Source organism: Halalkalibacter oceani (assembly GCF_023715705.1).
GTDB lineage: Bacteria > Bacillota > Bacilli > Bacillales > Bacillaceae_D > Halalkalibacter > Halalkalibacter oceani_A.
Genome location: NZ_JAMBOS010000029.1, coordinates 20,899 through 37,227 on the forward strand (window position 1 = coordinate 20,899; position 16,329 = coordinate 37,227).

17 protein-coding genes are annotated in these 16,329 nt (G+C 46.0%); 16 read left to right on the forward strand and 1 reads right to left on the reverse strand.

Annotated elements, in window-relative coordinates; translation table 11 throughout:
- Positions 1-5: 5 nt before the first annotated feature.
- The 5 genes from rsmG to M3212_RS18800 all read left to right on the forward strand — a co-directional run bounded on the left by rsmG (position 6) and on the right by M3212_RS18800 (position 4,984).
- Positions 6-719, forward strand: a complete 714-nt coding sequence (gene rsmG / locus M3212_RS18780) for a 16S rRNA (guanine(527)-N(7))-methyltransferase RsmG (RefSeq protein WP_251195494.1) — start codon at positions 6-8, stop codon at positions 717-719.
- A 187-nt stretch (positions 720-906) separates the two neighbouring features.
- On the forward strand, positions 907-1,746 hold the full coding sequence (gene noc, locus M3212_RS18785) for a nucleoid occlusion protein (RefSeq protein ID WP_251195495.1): 840 nt from the start codon (positions 907-909) through the stop codon (positions 1,744-1,746).
- A 352-nt stretch (positions 1,747-2,098) separates the two neighbouring features.
- Positions 2,099-2,899, forward strand: coding sequence for a ParA family protein (locus tag M3212_RS18790; protein WP_285874746.1), 801 nt, complete (start codon positions 2,099-2,101; stop codon positions 2,897-2,899).
- Positions 2,880-3,734 carry a ParB/RepB/Spo0J family partition protein gene (locus M3212_RS18795; RefSeq protein ID WP_251195496.1) on the forward strand — a complete coding sequence of 285 codons (855 nt, stop codon included), beginning with the start codon at positions 2,880-2,882 and terminating at the stop codon, positions 3,732-3,734. Before M3212_RS18790 ends, M3212_RS18795 begins: the two co-directional genes overlap by 20 nt.
- Before the next feature lie 98 nt (positions 3,735-3,832).
- Positions 3,833-4,984, forward strand: coding sequence for an aminotransferase class V-fold PLP-dependent enzyme (locus M3212_RS18800; protein WP_251195497.1), 1,152 nt, complete (start codon positions 3,833-3,835; stop codon positions 4,982-4,984).
- A gap of 42 nt (positions 4,985-5,026) precedes the next feature.
- Here the strand turns inward: M3212_RS18800 and yyaC are convergent, their stop codons facing one another.
- A complete protein-coding gene (gene yyaC / locus M3212_RS18805; protein ID WP_251195498.1) occupies positions 5,027-5,668 on the reverse strand; it encodes a spore protease YyaC in 642 nt (213 codons plus the stop codon).
- An 83-nt stretch (positions 5,669-5,751) separates the two neighbouring features.
- On the opposite strand from yyaC, the gene M3212_RS18810 reads away from it, so the two are divergent.
- The 11 genes from M3212_RS18810 (at position 5,752) to M3212_RS18860 (ending at position 16,282) form a co-directional block, all read left to right on the forward strand.
- Positions 5,752-6,768 carry a YkvI family membrane protein gene (locus M3212_RS18810; protein WP_251195499.1) on the forward strand — a complete coding sequence of 339 codons (1,017 nt, stop codon included), beginning with the start codon at positions 5,752-5,754 and terminating at the stop codon, positions 6,766-6,768.
- 87 nt (positions 6,769-6,855) lie between these two features.
- Positions 6,856-7,053, forward strand: a complete 198-nt coding sequence (locus tag M3212_RS18815; protein ID WP_251195500.1) for a DUF951 domain-containing protein — start codon at positions 6,856-6,858, stop codon at positions 7,051-7,053.
- 103 nt (positions 7,054-7,156) lie between these two features.
- Positions 7,157-8,257 (forward strand): redox-regulated ATPase YchF, encoded by a 1,101-nt coding sequence (gene ychF / locus M3212_RS18820; RefSeq protein ID WP_251195501.1) that lies wholly within the window; start codon positions 7,157-7,159, stop codon positions 8,255-8,257.
- Between the two features lie 194 nt (positions 8,258-8,451).
- Positions 8,452-8,739 (forward strand): 30S ribosomal protein S6, encoded by a 288-nt coding sequence (gene rpsF / locus M3212_RS18825; RefSeq protein ID WP_251195502.1) that lies wholly within the window; start codon positions 8,452-8,454, stop codon positions 8,737-8,739.
- 24 nt (positions 8,740-8,763) lie between these two features.
- Positions 8,764-9,255: a single-stranded DNA-binding protein gene (gene ssb / locus M3212_RS18830; protein ID WP_251195503.1), complete on the forward strand. Its 492-nt coding sequence runs from the start codon at positions 8,764-8,766 to the stop codon at positions 9,253-9,255.
- Between the two features lie 73 nt (positions 9,256-9,328).
- The gene (rpsR, locus tag M3212_RS18835) at positions 9,329-9,562 is read left to right on the forward strand and encodes a 30S ribosomal protein S18 (RefSeq protein WP_251195504.1); all 234 of its coding nucleotides are present in this window, start codon (positions 9,329-9,331) and stop codon (positions 9,560-9,562) included.
- Positions 9,563-9,774: 212 nt separating this feature from the next.
- Positions 9,775-10,701: a YybS family protein gene (locus M3212_RS18840; protein WP_251195505.1), complete on the forward strand. Its 927-nt coding sequence runs from the start codon at positions 9,775-9,777 to the stop codon at positions 10,699-10,701.
- An 11-nt stretch (positions 10,702-10,712) separates the two neighbouring features.
- Positions 10,713-12,680, forward strand: coding sequence for a DHH family phosphoesterase (locus M3212_RS18845; protein ID WP_251195506.1), 1,968 nt, complete (start codon positions 10,713-10,715; stop codon positions 12,678-12,680).
- Positions 12,680-13,123 (forward strand): 50S ribosomal protein L9, encoded by a 444-nt coding sequence (rplI, locus tag M3212_RS18850; RefSeq protein WP_251195507.1) that lies wholly within the window; start codon positions 12,680-12,682, stop codon positions 13,121-13,123. The genes M3212_RS18845 and rplI overlap by 1 nt, the downstream gene beginning before the upstream one ends.
- 271 nt (positions 13,124-13,394) lie before the next feature.
- Positions 13,395-14,759 carry a replicative DNA helicase gene (gene dnaB, locus M3212_RS18855; RefSeq protein WP_251195508.1) on the forward strand — a complete coding sequence of 455 codons (1,365 nt, stop codon included), beginning with the start codon at positions 13,395-13,397 and terminating at the stop codon, positions 14,757-14,759.
- A 236-nt stretch (positions 14,760-14,995) separates the two neighbouring features.
- Positions 14,996-16,282 carry an adenylosuccinate synthase gene (locus M3212_RS18860; RefSeq protein WP_251195509.1) on the forward strand — a complete coding sequence of 429 codons (1,287 nt, stop codon included), beginning with the start codon at positions 14,996-14,998 and terminating at the stop codon, positions 16,280-16,282.
- Positions 16,283-16,329 lie beyond the last annotated feature (47 nt).

Consider the following 16,329-nt stretch of genomic DNA (forward strand, 5'->3'; position numbering starts at 1 on the left):
GACGGATGAGTAAACAACAATTTATACCTTTATTAGAAGAAAAAGGAATAAAACTGTCAGCAAAACAGGAAGAGCAGTTTTTTTCCTATTTTCAACTGCTTGTCGAATGGAATGAGAAAATGAATTTGACGGCGATCACCGAAGTGAATGAAGTATATATGAAACATTTTTATGATTCGTTGTCTGCCGCCTTCTATTATTCTTTTCAACCGGGCCAGCGCTTAATTGATGTCGGCGCTGGTGCCGGATTTCCAAGTATCCCGCTCAAGATTCTTTTCCCTGAGCTGCATGTCAGCATCGTCGACTCCTTGAAGAAGCGCATCCATTTTTTAGAGCATCTGGCGTCGCAATTGGAGCTGACAAATGTATCCTTTTATCATGATCGGGCGGAAACATTCGGTCAAAATCCGAAGCATCGCGAAACCTATGATATAGCGACCGCTCGGGCGGTTGCTAGAATGTCGGTTCTGGCTGAGCTTTGCTTGCCGTTAGTAAAGAAAAATGGAGATTTTCTGGCGATGAAGGGGGCAGGAGGAGCAGAAGAGGTGTCTGATGCTTCCAAGGCATTATCATTGCTCGGAGGGGAAGTCGTTCGCGACTACCATTTCCGCCTGCCGATTGAAGAAAGCGAACGGCATATTGTTCATATTAAAAAGCAAAAACCAACACCGAAGAAATACCCGCGCAAGCCGGGAACGCCAAATAAAACGCCTTTATAAACAATGTTTCACGTGAAACATTAAGGCGCTGTTTCATGAGGACAAAAACTTTTGGCATACCCTCACGGAAATTTCACTTGACGGTATCTCATGTGAGCGATATAAAAGAACTAGAGAGAAAAGCAGGACATGATTAACAAATGTCGAATGTAGAAAGACGGTTACTATCAGAAGGTGGTGTCAGGCGATGAAGCAACCGTTTTCCCGCCTTTTTGGCTTTAGTGATAAGCAGGAAGAGGTTGAAGTGAGTGGGAATGAAGAAGTAAAGCAGCTCAAGATTACAGAGATCGTTCCCAATCGTTTTCAGCCCCGGACCGTATTTGACCAGGAACGAATTGATGAGTTGGCACAGACGATTCGTACCCATGGTGTCATTCAGCCAATTGTGGTCAGAGAACGCGACGGAAAGTATGAAATCATTGCAGGGGAAAGAAGATGGCGAGCTGTTACGTCACTTGGATGGGAAACGATCCCTGCCATTATAAAAGAATTTAATGATTCCCAGACGGCCTCTATTGCTTTAATTGAGAATTTGCAGCGAGAAGGGTTGACGGCGATAGAAGAAGCGGTCGCTTACGCGAAATTAATTGAAATCCATGGATTGACCCAGGAAAGCTTAGCCCAACGATTAGGAAAAGGCCAATCAACGGTTGCCAACAAGCTGAGATTGCTACACCTTCCGGAAATCGTACAAACAGCTATCATGAACAGGGATATATCAGAACGGCATGCGCGTGCGCTATTGGCCTTAAAGGATCAACAGCTTCAAACTAAGCTTTTGGATGAAATAAAAGAAAAGCAATTGAATGTGAAGCAGACGGAAGAGCGAGTCAAACTCCTGCTCGAAGGAGAACCTGTTCCAAAAAAGAAGCCAAAAAGAAAGTCTTACTCAAAGGATATGCGGATTGCGATGAATACGATCAGACAGTCCGTTGACATGGTGATGAAAAGTGGCTTACATGTCGATACAGATGAAGAAGAGCATGAGGAATTTTATCAATTCACGATCCGCATTCCAAAGAAATAGAGACTGGGGCGAAAGGTTGTTTATTTCCTTTTCGTTTGCCCTGGTCTCTAAGCAATGAACATCAGCCCGTTGTGAGTGGGTTTCTCATAACGGGCTTGTGGCAAGTAAAGCGCTGCCCACATTTTAAACTCTATTTTTATCATTTTCTGACAGCACGTTCAAGAAGTGGCATAATTCTGGATGTTGTCTCCCCTGACAAAAAAGATTGTCGGGGGATTTTTTAAAAGGTTATGACTTCGAAATGAGGCTGTAAACAGGATAATTGGTTATTTTGACATCCTCAGAAGTTACGATTTATAACTTTCTGAAAACGAATGCAAATAATTATGGTAGAATAAAAGCAGCAATGCGAATGTTTGGACGGAAAGCAGGTGACAGTGTGGCCAGAATTATTTCGGTAGCAAATCAAAAAGGTGGCGTCGGTAAAACGACGACAGCTGTCAATTTAAGCGCGTGCTTAGCTCATTTGGGCAAAAAAGTATTGCTTGTCGATATCGACCCACAAGGGAATGCAACAAGTGGAGTTGGTGTGGAGAAGGGTGAGGTTGATGAATGCATTTATGACATTCTCGTTGAGGATTTGGATGCGACTCAGGTTATTCGATCTACTCCTTTAGCAGGATTGGAGGTTTTGCCTTCGACGATTCAATTGTCGGGAGCTGAAATCGAGCTTGTACCGACGATTTCACGGGAGGTTCGTCTCAAAAGAGCGTTAGCTGCCATTTCTGATAAATATGATTATATTTTTATCGATTGTCCGCCTTCCTTAGGGTTACTGACAATTAATGCGCTGACGGCTTCTGATGCGGTTTTAATCCCGGTTCAATGTGAATATTACGCACTGGAAGGATTAAGTCAATTGCTGAATACGGTCCGACTTGTGCAAAAGCATTTAAATACAGAGCTTGAAATTGAAGGAGTATTGCTGACGATGCTTGATGCCCGGACAAATTTGGGAATTCAGGTTATTGATGAAGTCAAAAAATACTTCCGTGAGAAAGTGTTTGAAACAATCATTCCGCGAAATGTTCGTTTAGGAGAGGCTCCAAGTCATGGGCAGCCGATTATTGTCTATGATGCGAAATCCCGTGGAGCCGATGTCTATATAGAATTAGCAAAGGAAGTGGTAGCAAGTGGCGAAAGGGTTAGGTAAAGGGTTGCAAGCGTTATTTCCTGACCAGACAGGTGACCAGAAAGATCAGATTGTACACGTTGCCATTAAAGAATTGCGACCAAATCCATATCAACCTCGACAATCATTTTCGGAAGAATCGATTGCTGAGCTTGCTGATTCCATTAACGAGCATGGCATTCTGCAGCCGATCACAGCGCGAAAAAGCATTAAAGGCTACGAAATTGTGGTTGGCGAGCGACGCTATCGGGCCGCGCAAAAAGCCGGTTTAAAAGAAGTTCCGGTCATCGTGAAAGAATTTGATGAACAGAAAATGATGGAGCTGGCTTTAATTGAAAATTTACAGCGGGAGGACCTCAATCCTATTGAGGAGGCCGTCGCTTACGAAAAGGTGATGGAGCAGCTCTCGTTAACTCAGGAGCAGCTGGCCGCCCGACTTGGAAAGAGTCGTCCTCATATTGCCAACCACCTGCGGCTGCTGCAGCTGCCAAAAGTAGTTCAGCAATTTATTTCTGACGGCAAACTCTCAATGGGGCATGGACGGGCTCTGTTAGGACTGAAAGACAAGCGAAAGCTTTCCGCACTTCTTGAAAAGATTTTACAGGAGAGGCTGAGCGTTCGCGAGGTTGAAAGCTTAGTCAATCAAGTAAATGAGCATGTTCCACGTGAAACAAAACGAAAAAAAACGAAGCTTTCTCCGTTTTTACAGACGCATCAGGATGCTTTGCGCAGCCGCTTAGGGACGTCGGTAGCGATCAAACCGGGAAAGCGAAAAGGAAAAATTGAAATTGAATTTTTTTCGGATGAAGATCTGGAACGAATCATCCAATTGTTAAATGTGGAAGAAAAGGTGTAAGATGAAAACTGGCTCATTGATAGTTGAGTCAGTTTTTCTTTTTTTAACATATCGAATCGAATCGCGCTAGAATAAATAAAAGAAGAGGGGACTATGAGATGATTTATTTTGATCACGCTGCTTCTTCATTTCCGAAACCGAAGGCGGTCGCTGATGCCATGTATGAAGCGGTCACCCAATATGCTGCAAATCCCGGGCGTGGCGGGCATGTCCTCGCTGAGCGGGCACGGTTGACTGTTGAAGAAGCACGAGCCAAGCTGGCGGCATTATTTGGCGCCCCCCAACCTAAGCATGTCTGGTTCTATCAGAATGCGACAATGGCGTTAAATCAGGCTTTATTCGGCTTTCAATTCGAAGAGGGCGATCATGTCGTCACGACAGCCTTTGAGCATAATTCCGTGCTGAGGCCGCTTGAACGGTTAAAACGGGAAAAAGGGATCAACGTTACCTATGTAAAACCAAATGAAGAGGATGAGATTACAGCCCAGGCATTGATGGAGGCCTGTACAGCAAAGACAAAAATGCTGGCCCTCAGTCATGCTTCTAATGTAACGGGTGCGTTTATTCAAATTGATCAACTAGCTTCTTTTGCAAAAGAAAATGAGATTACTGTTTTGCTTGATGCTTCGCAGACAGCAGGAACTTTGCCGATTCATATGGAGAAGGATGGAATTGACCTGCTCGCTTTTGCCGGTCATAAATCACTGCTTGGTCCACAGGGGACAGGCGTTCTCATCAGCAGGGAGGATTATGGTTTGCTTCCTCTCGTTGTCGGGGGGACGGGAAGTTATTCCGAATTGCCTGTTCAACCGGATGTATGGCCTGACCGCTATGAAGCCGGGACGTTGAACACACCGGGCATTGCCGGCCTGGCGGCAGGGGTTGACGAAATCGTGAAAAAAGGGATTGCCACGATCTATGAGCATGAGCAGGAGTTATTAACACTGTTTATAGAGGAAACGGAGCAGATAGCGGGACTCAGGCATTACGGACCGGCAGATCTGGCTAAACGTGTCGCTGTAGCTTCCTTTTATTTAGAGGGCATTGGCAGCCATGAGCTGGCGATCATTTTGGATGAGCATTATCAGATTGCAGTCCGGGCCGGCCTTCATTGTGCGCCGCAAACGCATCGAGTGCTGGAGACGAGCAACAGCGGTCTCGTTCGCGTTAGCTTCGGCCCTTATAATACGAAAGAAGAGGTCAAGACTCTCGTGCGGGCTTTAAAGGAGATCCAACAAGCTTTTGTTTAAGAGGCTATGGAGTAACGGGGATGTTCAAAAGGTGGTGAATCCTTATGAAACATCCCCTTCTTTTGATGTCGATTTTAAACTGAGAGAACGAAAAAAGGAAGGACGTGATTCCTTTTCTGGCAATTTCTCATCTGCTTTTTTAATAGAGGCGGCCATCGTTTCAGCCATTTGAACGACGGTGAAAAGGCGCGTATTTTGGAGAATGAAGTAGTCCATCATTCCGCCAATATTGACAATTCCGGTCATATGAATATCGCCGACCTCCGGCAGTTTCTTCTGGACGGCGGCCCCGGGATGGAGTGGCCCTTCAGCCAACGTGATTTTGCCTACTCCTGATAGTCGGCCTAAACAAGCATCGATCGCCAAGATAAAAGAGCGTGGATGCTTTCTTTTTATGTCCTCTAATTTGTCCTTCAGATTAACCGCATGCACCGGGTGCTCCAACGTCCCGTAAACGATGAAGTGGCGCAGCTTTTGATGGGCAAGGATGGAGCCGATTAACGGGCCCAAAGAGTCGCCGGTCGAGCGATCGGTGCCGATACAAATAATAACCAAATCGGATCGAGTATGGTTTTCTGTCATACAAGTGAGCTGATCTGCTAGTACATCAATAACGCCCTCTGCCTCCATGTGAACGCGTAAGGGGGAATGTTTTTTTGCGAACAGACGATGGTTTGTACTCATATCATCGCCTCCTTTCCCATAATAGTAATAGTATACGGAAAGTTTTTCCTTTCTATACATGCAGATTAAAAGGAGCGATGGGGATGTGGGCAAATGGGCTGAAATGGATGTTCCTGATCATTGGGACGATGATCGGGGCAGGCTATGCTTCCGGCAGGGAATTATGGGAATTTTTCGGAGCGGAAAGTGGACTAGCAATTATTCTATTTACCATTCTTTTTACAATATGTTGTATGGTGATTATGACAATCAGCTATACACATAAGTCACGCCATTATCTTCCCATCCTTCAGCTGCTGATGGGAAAGCAGCTGACGAAGCTCTATGATTTTATGATTATGCTTTATCTCTTTTCAACAACGGTCATTATGCTCGCCGGTGGAGGGGCGACGCTTGAAGTATTTCAGTTTCCTTATTGGGTCGGAACCGTTATACTAGGCGGATTTGTTATTCTCTTATTTGTCTGGGACACAAAAGGGGTAACAGCGATGAACGCAATTTTAATTCCGATTTTAATTTTTTGCTTGGTCGGGGTATTAATAGCCTTTCAGTCACTGCAAGGTTTTCCGATTCGGCTTTCCTTTGCCGAGCAAAGCAACTGGCCGTCGGCGCTCACCTTTACCGCCTTGAACATTTTACCGCTGGTCGCCGTTCTGGCGGCGATTGGCGATGAAATGAAGCATAAGGGAGAAATCTGGATTGCCAGCATTGGCAGCGGCATCATCCTTGGGAGTGTCTCCTTTCTCTATAATGAATCCCTGCTCCAGGTCGCCGGAGATATTATGCTTTACGAGATTCCGTTATTCGCGATCTTAAAGCATTATCCGTATTATATGGTGCTGATTATGACCCTTCTTTTGTGGATGGCGATTTACACGACAGCTGCGGCGGGCGTATTTGGGCTGCTTTCGCGGATGAAGGACTGGATCAAAGGACCAGCGTGGCTGCTTGCTTTATTGCTAATTGCTATCATGTCCCCGTTGACGACGTTCGGTTTTTCCAACTTAATTGCGATTCTATATCCGTTATATGGGGTGCTGAATTTATATGTCTTTGCCGCGATTTTGCTTTATCCGATTTTCCATCACCGTTCCTTGTAGAATATAGTAGGGGACGGCTATTCCTTGTAGCCTGTTTCGTGTATAATAGACGGGCATAGGGAAAGTAGAGGGAAGGAGGCACCTGGCATGGCTGATAAGGAGTTTGCATTGCATGATGTCGTTGAGATGAAAAAGCAGCATCCTTGTGGAGAAAACCGCTGGAAAATCATCCGAATGGGAATGGACGTCCGGATTAAATGTCTTGGTTGCCAGCATAGTGTGATGCTACCCCGTAAGGAATTTGCGAAAAAAATGAAAAAAGTAATTGAAAAAGCAGGCGAATAAGCGCACGGAGCGTTTGTCTTTTTCAAAGGAAGTCTCTATAATTGGTATCAATATCATAGAAATGAAGCTATAGATGAAAATAGAACGAAGGAAGTGAGTCGCCATGGCCTTAACAACAGGTATTGTCGGTTTGCCGAACGTAGGTAAATCGACGCTTTTTAATGCAATCACACAAGCGGGAGCAGAGTCCGCCAACTACCCATTTTGCACAATTGATCCAAATGTCGGCATTGTCGAGGTGCCCGATCACCGTTTGCATACATTAACCGAGCTCGTTGAACCGAAAAAAACAGTTCCGACTGCTTTTGAATTTACAGATATTGCCGGGATTGTCGAAGGGGCGAGCAAAGGAGAAGGGCTGGGAAATAAGTTCCTTTCCCATATTCGCCAAGTTGATGCGATCTCCCATGTCGTCCGCTGCTTTGCGGATGAGAACATTACCCATGTCGCCGGAAGCGTCAATCCGCTCAATGACATTAAAGTCATTAATTTAGAGTTGATCCTCGCCGATTTTGAAACGGTGGACAAGCGTATTACCCGCACGGCAAAGCTTGCCAAAACAAAGGATAAGGACGCTGTCGCTGAACTGGAGGTGCTTGAATTGTTGCGCGATGCGTTTGAAGAGGAAAAGCCGGCGCGCAGCATTGAGTTTACCGAGGAACAACAGAAAATCGTCAAACAGCTCCATCTGTTAACGAGCAAGCCGGTGCTCTATGTCGCCAATGTCAGTGAAGAGGATCTGCTGTCGCCGGAAGATAATGACTACGTTAAACAGGTGAAGGAATTTGCTGCTGCTGAAAATAGCCAGGTGATCGTCGTATGTGCGAAAATCGAAGCGGAAATTGCCGAGCTTGAAGGAGAGGAAAAGCAAATGTTCCTTGAAGAGCTTGGAATTCAAGAGTCGGGGCTCGATCAACTGATCCGTGCCGCCTATGAATTGCTCGGCTTGCAGACGTACTTCACGGCAGGAGTGCAGGAGGTTCGCGCTTGGACATTCCGCAAAGGGATCAAAGCACCCCAGGCCGCTGGCATTATTCACTCCGACTTCGAGCGCGGCTTTATCCGGGCCGAAGTAGTATCCTATGAAGATCTTGTCGACGCCGGCTCAATGAACGTTGCCAAGGAAAGAGGAAAAGTACGGCTTGAAGGAAAAGACTATGTCGTTCAGGATGGGGATGTCATTCATTTCCGTTTCAATGTATAAGCACGAAAATAGGGTGTGTGCCAAAAGATTGTCTTTTGGCACACCTTTTCGTTATGCCGCGGAGCAGCTGGAAAATAGCTTGCAGTCATCCATCGGTTCTGGTATAATCTATTAATGCGAGTAAAATGACTCCTATTGATGAGTTTTGCTCCTTGCTCCGAATGGAGCCGTTAGACCAAAAGGAGGTGACCGGAATGCGTAAGTACGAAATTATGTACATCATCGCTCCAAACCTAGAAGAATCAGCAACAAAAGAGATCATTGAACGTTTCAATGGTGTTTTGACAAACAATGGTGCTGAGATCGAAAAGGTAGAAGAGATGGGCAAACGTCGTTTAGCATATGAAATCAATGATTTCCGTGAAGGTTTCTATGTATTGCTAAATGTACAAGCCAACTCTGAAGCGATTGCAGAATTCAACCGTCTAATTAAGATCAACGACAACGTGATTCGTGTTCTTATTACAAAAGACGAAGATTAATGAATACAATGGGGAGGGGTACGGATGCTTAACCGAGTCGTGCTTGTAGGACGCTTAACGCGTGATCCTGAGCTTCGCTATACGCCGAATGGCGTTGCGGTTGCGAATTTCACATTAGCGGTAAATCGCACATTTTCCAATCAGCAGGGCGAACGCGATGCTGATTTTATCAATTGTGTCGTTTGGCGGAAGCCGGCTGAGAATGTGGCGAACTACTTGAAAAAAGGCAGTCTTGCCGGAGTAGATGGCCGAATTCAAACACGCAGCTACGACAACAACGAAGGTCGTCGAGTCTTTGTAACTGAAATTGTCGCAGACAGTGTGCAATTCCTTGAGCCCCGTGGCGCCAGCCAGGGTCAGGGAAATGATTATTTCGGTGGCCCGCCTTCAGGTGGAAACGACTTTGGGAATCAACAGAACGCTAATCAGAACCGATCATCTGGCGGATTTAATGATGATCCATTTTCCAATGATGGAAAGCCAATTGATATTTCGGATGATGATTTGCCGTTCTAATCAACCTCTCCTCCTTAGTCAGGCAGTTTATTAAAATAGAGATACTATTTCAATAGGAAAGGAGTGCTGTCAAATGGCTCGTCGTGGTCGTCCAAAACGTCGTAAAGTTTGCTTTTTTACAGTAAACAAAATCGAAAAGATCGACTATAAAGATGTGGATCTTCTGAAGCGTTTCATTTCTGAGCGTGGTAAAATCTTACCTCGTCGTGTAACTGGAACGTCAGCGAAGTATCAACGTCAATTAACAATCGCAATCAAGCGTGCTCGTCAAATCGCTTTATTGCCTTATGTATCAGAAGTTAACTAATTGTATTTCAATCAGGCTGTTGAGTATATCGCTCAGCAGCCTGTTTTCATTCATACGGTCAGGAAGATGTGACAATCCTCGGCGTTCGCTTTAATTTTGTAGCTGGATACGCTAAAATAGACAAGGATATGGGAAACCATCAAAAATTGTGAGGACAAGCGAAAACAAAGGATGTAGTTTCGGCTGCGATGTTAAAAAAATGAGGTGGATATGTGAAAGACATAAGAACACTGACAGAAGGGGCTATTTTAGCCGCTGTGTTTGCGATTCTTTTACTGGTGACGGCATATGTCCCGCTTGTCGGGATGATTACCCTCTGGGCGCTGCCGCTCCCATTTGTAATTTATGTACTGCGACGCGGTTTAAAGGCGGGCTTCATGCTCGTGGCGGTCGCCTGTTTTCTTGCTTTTCTGGTCGGAGGACTTCCTTCTGTTCCGGCGGCGCTTGTATTTGGGAGTGCCGGGTTGGTCGTTGGTGAATTATACCGCAGGGAACAGCCGGGATTGACGGTTTTAATTGGCGCAGGCTTAACATATACCGTTAATATGCTGCTTGTTTTTTTAGGACTTGTTTTCCTATTAGGAGAAAATCCAATGCAAATGGCAGTGGATTTAACCCGCGAACAAATTGAATTTGCTGAATCAGCTTTTGATATGCCCGCCGAGTCTGTAGCGCAAATGAATGAGATGCTCAATCAGCTTGGCTATTTGGCACCGTTAATGATCGTTGGGGCGGGAGTATTTTGTGCGCTGATTACATTATTGATCAGCCGGCTCGTCTTACGCCGTTTAGGTCATGAGGTTCATGGACTGCCTCCGTTTCGCGACTGGCAGTTTCCAAAATCATTTCTGTGGTATTACTTAATTGTGCTGATCCTTGCCATGGGTGGATTTGAACAAGGGACGACGATGTATGCGATCGTCTGGAACCTGTTCCCGTTGCTTGAGATTATATTAGCTGTGCAAGGGTTTGCTTTTATCTTTTTCTTTTGCCATCATCGGGGAATTTCGAAGGCTGTGCCGATTCTTTTAGTCATTTCAGCGATCATTATGTCGCCTTTATTATTCATCATTCGAATTCTGGGAATCATTGATTTAGGCTTTGATTTGCGAAAACGCGTCATAAGCCAGAAAAAATAGGAGCTGACATTATGCCTGAGTTTTTAATGAAACGGTGGCACGGCTACCACGTCAAAGCTCTTTTTGCTGTCGCCATTCTCTTTCTCGGCATCTTGACATATTTTCAATGGCAAATTGGCGTGTTTGGCTTTTTTATTCTGGGAGTGTTAGCGATATATTCTGCTCAGGCCAAACGCTCCTTCGAGCGGGAACTTGAGCATTATGTCATGACGCTGACTTATCGGGTGAACAAAGCGGGAGAAGACGCAGTTACCAAAATGCCAATTGGGATTCTTCTTTATAATGAAGCGGGAAACATTCAGTGGGTCAATCCATTTATGGCGACGTTGATTGACGAAGACCTGTTAAATAAAGGGTTGGAAGAGCTGAGTGAGGAAATCGTCGAAATGCTTCGTCAAGAAGAGGAAGAGCGCGTGATCACGTTCGATGACCGCTATTATCATGTGACGCTTGAAAGAGAAGAGCGCCTGATTTACTTCCTTGATGTGACCGAGAAGGAGAAAACGAAGGAGCGCTTTGAAGAAACACAGACTGTTGTTGCCCTGATTTACTTGGATAATTATGATGAAATCACTCAAGGCATGGAGGATCAGGTTAGAAGCCGTTTAGTCAGCCAGGTGACAGCTGCCCTTAACAACTGGGCAAATGAGAACGATATGCTGTTAAGAAGAACGTCGTCTGACCGCTTTATCGCGGTGTTTAATGCGAAGACACTGGAGATGATTGAAGGGCAACGGTTTGATATCATTGATGAAATTCGCCAGCTTACCGGAAAGGATAAAGTCCCGATTACCTTAAGTATCGGTGTCGGGACGGGAGAGAATTCATTAAGAGAGCTGGGGCAGCTTGCTCAATCAAGTCTTGACCTCGCTCTTGGCCGTGGAGGAGACCAGGTGGCGATTAAACAAAGGAATGGCAAAGTCCGCTTTTACGGTGGTAAATCAAATGCGATGGAAAAACGGACACGGGTGCGGGCACGCGTCATTTCTCATGCTTTGCGTGATTTCGTGCTTGAATGTGAAAAAGTGATGATCATGGGTCATCAAAATCCGGATATGGATGCGATTGGCGCGGCGATCGGTGTGCAGAAAATTGCTGAAGTGAATGGCAAGGAAGGCTATATTGTTCTTGATCCGAGCGACATTAACCATGACGTTCAGAAGCTGATCGAGGAAGTCGAAAACCATGACCATCTCTGGTCACAGTTTATGACACCGGAAGAAGCAGAGGAGCAGATTACGCCACAGACGCTGTTAATTATCGTTGATACTCATAAACCGTCGATGGTGATTGAGCCCGCGCTGCTGGACCGGGTAGAGCGGATTATCGTGCTTGACCATCATCGGCGCGGCGAGGAATTTATAAAAGACCCTGTTCTCGTTTATATGGAGCCTTATGCGTCATCAACTGCTGAGCTCGTTACCGAGCTGCTGGAGTATCAGCCGAAGCAGCTGAAAATGGATCGGCTCGAAGCAACCGCTTTGCTGGCGGGAATCATCGTCGACACGAAAAGCTTTGCCGTGCGCACCGGCGCTAGAACCTTTGATGCGGCTTCGTTTTTACGTTCAAACGGAGCAGATACGACGCTCGTACAAAAGCTGCTGAAGGAGGATCTTGAGCAGTATGTGAAACGGGCAAAGCTCGTCGAAAGCGCCGAATACTACCGCGATGGCTTGGCGATTGCGGTAGCGGAGGAAGAAGAAACCTACAGCCAGATTATTATTGCCCAGGCTGCCGATACGTTATTGAATATGAAGGATGTCGTTGCATCATTCGTTATTTCCAAACGAAAAGATGGTATGATTAGTATAAGTGCCAGATCGCTTGGGGACTTCAATGTTCAGCTGATCATGGAAAAGCTAAATGGCGGAGGGCACCTCTCCAACGCAGCTGCGCAGCTCGAGGAAGTGACGATTGAGGAAGCGAAAGAGCGGCTGCAGGAAGCGATTGATGATTATGTTGAAGGAGGTCAATCATAATGAAAGTCATATTTCTAGAGGATGTAAAAGGAAAAGGGAAAAAAGGCGAAACAAAAAATGTTTCTGAAGGCTATGCCAGAAACTATCTTATCCCCAATCAGCTTGCTGTTGAAGCGACAAAAGGCAATATGAAAAACCTGGAAGCGCAAAAGAAAAGTGAGCAAAAGAAGCAGGAAGAAAACCTCGCTGAAGCTGAGGCCTACAAAGCGGAGCTTGAAGCGCTTGAAGTGAAAATCACAGCGAAAGCCGGGGAAGGTGGACGCCTGTTCGGAGCGATTTCCACAAAGCAGATTGCCGAAACATTGGCGAAGATGAAAAAGAAAGTCGATAAACGGAAAATTATGCTTGATGAACCGATACGTTCATTGGGATATACAAACGTCCCGATCAAAATTCATCCGGAAGTGATCGCAACCGTCAAAGTCCATGTCGTAGAAGCATAACAGCATAAGAGAGAAGGGTGACAAAAACGAGTGTTCTCTTGACCAGTGGTGGTATAATTAGGGCTGAACTAGCTTATCCATTCACTAGGAAGAGGAGGCATTCGCGGATGTCACCCTTTTTCAAAGTTTACAATTTTGCAGGTTAATTCGCGTGAAAATGTCGGCTGGGGCTCGTTACAAAAATACGTAGCAGCTCTGGACGGCACTTTTGTGGGATAATTTGAGGAAGGCACTGGCTCCGCACAGTCCTTCTATGAAAGGATGAACATGCATGAGTGATCTGTTTGCTGATCGCACACCACCGCAGAATATTGAAGCTGAACAGGCCGTACTGGGCGCTATTTTTCTGGCCGATGAAGCCCTTGTGACAGCTTCTGAACGTCTTGCACCTGAAGATTTTTATCGTGCGGCTCACCAGCGGGTATATCAAGTCATGCTTGAACTGGCTGAAAAGGGAGAGCCGGTCGATCTTGTAACGGTGACGGCTGAACTCCAGGATCGCAAATGGCTCGATGATATTGGCGGCGTCGCTTATCTCGGCGACTTGGCCAATGCTGTGCCGACGGCGGCCAATGTGGAGTACTACAGCAGGATCGTTGAGGAAAAGTCATTATTGCGCCGTCTGATCAAAGTGGCGACAAGCATCGCTGCCGAAGGCTATGCGAGTGAAGAAGAAGTTGACGCAATTCTTGACGAAGCGGAAAAGAACATTCTCGACGTTTCACAGCGTAAAAATACAAGTGCTTTTATCTCGATCAAGGATGTGTTGATCGAGACATATGATAAAATCGAAATGCTTCAGCACCATAAAGGGGACATTACCGGGATTCCGACCGGGTTTGTTGAGCTTGACCGCATGACGGCCGGCTTTCAGCGGAATGATTTAATTATTGTCGCCGCCCGGCCGTCAGTCGGTAAGACGGCTTTTGCCTTGAACATCTCTCAAAATGTCGCCACCCGTACAGATGAAAATGTCGCGATCTTCAGCTTGGAAATGGGAGCGAGTCAGCTTGTCCAGCGGATGCTTTGCGCAGAGGGCAATATTGATGCCCAGCGGATGCGGACAGGGGCGCTCAATACCGAAGATTGGCAGAAACTGACGATGGCGATGGGGAGCCTGGCGAAAGCGGGAATTTACATCGATGATACGCCCGGGATTAAGGTCAATGATATCCGCGCCAAATGCCGGCGCTTAAAGCAGGAGCACGGCCTTGGGATGATTATGATTGATTATTTGCAGCTCATTCAAGGCAGCGGCCGCAGCGGGGAAAACCGCCAGCAGGAAGTATCTGAAATATCGCGCTCGCTAAAAGCGATTGCCCGTGAACTGGAAGTGCCTGTAATCGCACTCTCCCAGCTTTCCCGCGGCGTGGAATCAAGACAGGACAAGCGTCCGATGATGTCCGATATTCGGGAATCGGGAAGTATCGAGCAGGATGCCGATATTGTCGCTTTCCTTTATCGTGATGATTACTATGATAAAGAAACGGAAAATCAGAACATCATCGAAATTATTATTGCCAAGCAGCGTAACGGCCCTGTTGGAACCGTGGAGCTGGCGTTTGTAAAAGAATACAACAAATTCGTTAATTTGGATCGCCGTCATGATGAACGCGATATGCCGCCGGGAGCTTAAAAAGCTTGCGGTATTTTTTTTGAAATTGTTAAAAAAGGAAAAACAGGGCCAAAGGCTGAACGCTTGTTGGGCAGCAAGAGCGTCCGGTGCGAATAATCGAAAATTTAACGAACAAAACCAGATATCAACGAATTCAATGTTCGGATTTTCGTTGACGACGATAGAGGGAATTGGTATACTTAACAAGGCTTTGGAAAAAACTTGACTATATGATCGTTAAGGTGGAGGTGCATCAAATGTCATCAGTTGTAGTCGTTGGTACCCAATGGGGAGATGAAGGAAAAGGAAAAATTACAGATTATCTTTCTGAAAAGGCAGAAGTCGTTGCTCGTTACCAAGGTGGAAATAATGCTGGTCACACGATTGTCTTCGGAGGAGAAAAATATAAGCTTCATTTGATTCCATCAGGGATTTTTTATAAAGATAAAAGATGTGTGATCGGAAACGGAATGGTGATTGATCCGAAGGCACTTGTCGAAGAGCTTGCTTACTTGCACGAGCGCAATGTCGATACGAGCAATTTGCGGATCAGCAACCGTGCCCACGTCATTCTTCCCTATCACTTAAAGCTCGATATCGTTGAGGAAGAGCGTAAAGGGGCAAATAAGATCGGAACGACGAAGAAAGGGATCGGCCCGGCTTATATGGACAAGGCGGCGCGAATCGGCATCCGAATTGCCGACCTTCTTGATAAGGAAGCATTTGAAGAGAAGCTCGAGCGTAATCTGGCTGAAAAGAACCGCATGTTTGAGAAGTATTATGAGGTGGAAGGCTTTACAAAGGAAGAGATTCTTGAAGAATATTACGAGTATGGCCAACAGATTGAAAAGTATGTTTGCGATACATCGGTCGTGTTGAATGACGCCCTTGATGAAGGAAGACGCGTGCTTTTTGAAGGAGCGCAAGGGGTCATGCTTGATATCGACCAGGGGACATATCCATTTGTTACATCGTCCAACCCGATTGCCGGCGGCGTTACGATCGGCTCAGGCGTTGGTCCTTCCAAAATCAACCATGTGGTCGGTGTCTCAAAAGCATATACGACACGGGTAGGAGATGGTCCTTTCCCGACAGAGCTTCATGATGAAACCGGAAACCGGATTCGTGAAGTAGGAAATGAATATGGGACAACTACAGGCCGTCCGCGCCGTGTCGGCTGGTTTGACAGTGTTGTTGTCCGCCATGCTCGCCGTGTCAGCGGAATTACGGATCTTTCGCTTAATTCAATTGACGTGCTGACAGGCATTCCGACTTTAAAAATTTGTACAGCCTACAAGTACCGTGGCGAGATCATGGAAGAATTCCCGGCAAGCTTAAAGGTACTGGCTGAATGTGAGCCGGTTTATGAAGAGCTCCCGGGCTGGGATGAGGACATCACTGGAGCGAAGGCATTAGGGGAGCTTCCAGTCAATGCCCGTCATTATATTGAACGTGTCTCGCAGCTGACCGGGATTCCATTGACGATCTTTTCTGTCGGACCTGATCGTAGCCAAACGAATTTAGTTCGTGGTGTATTCGCATAAAGGAAAGCAGGAGGAAGCTTGTCCGCTGACCGGAGACGTAAAGTCTT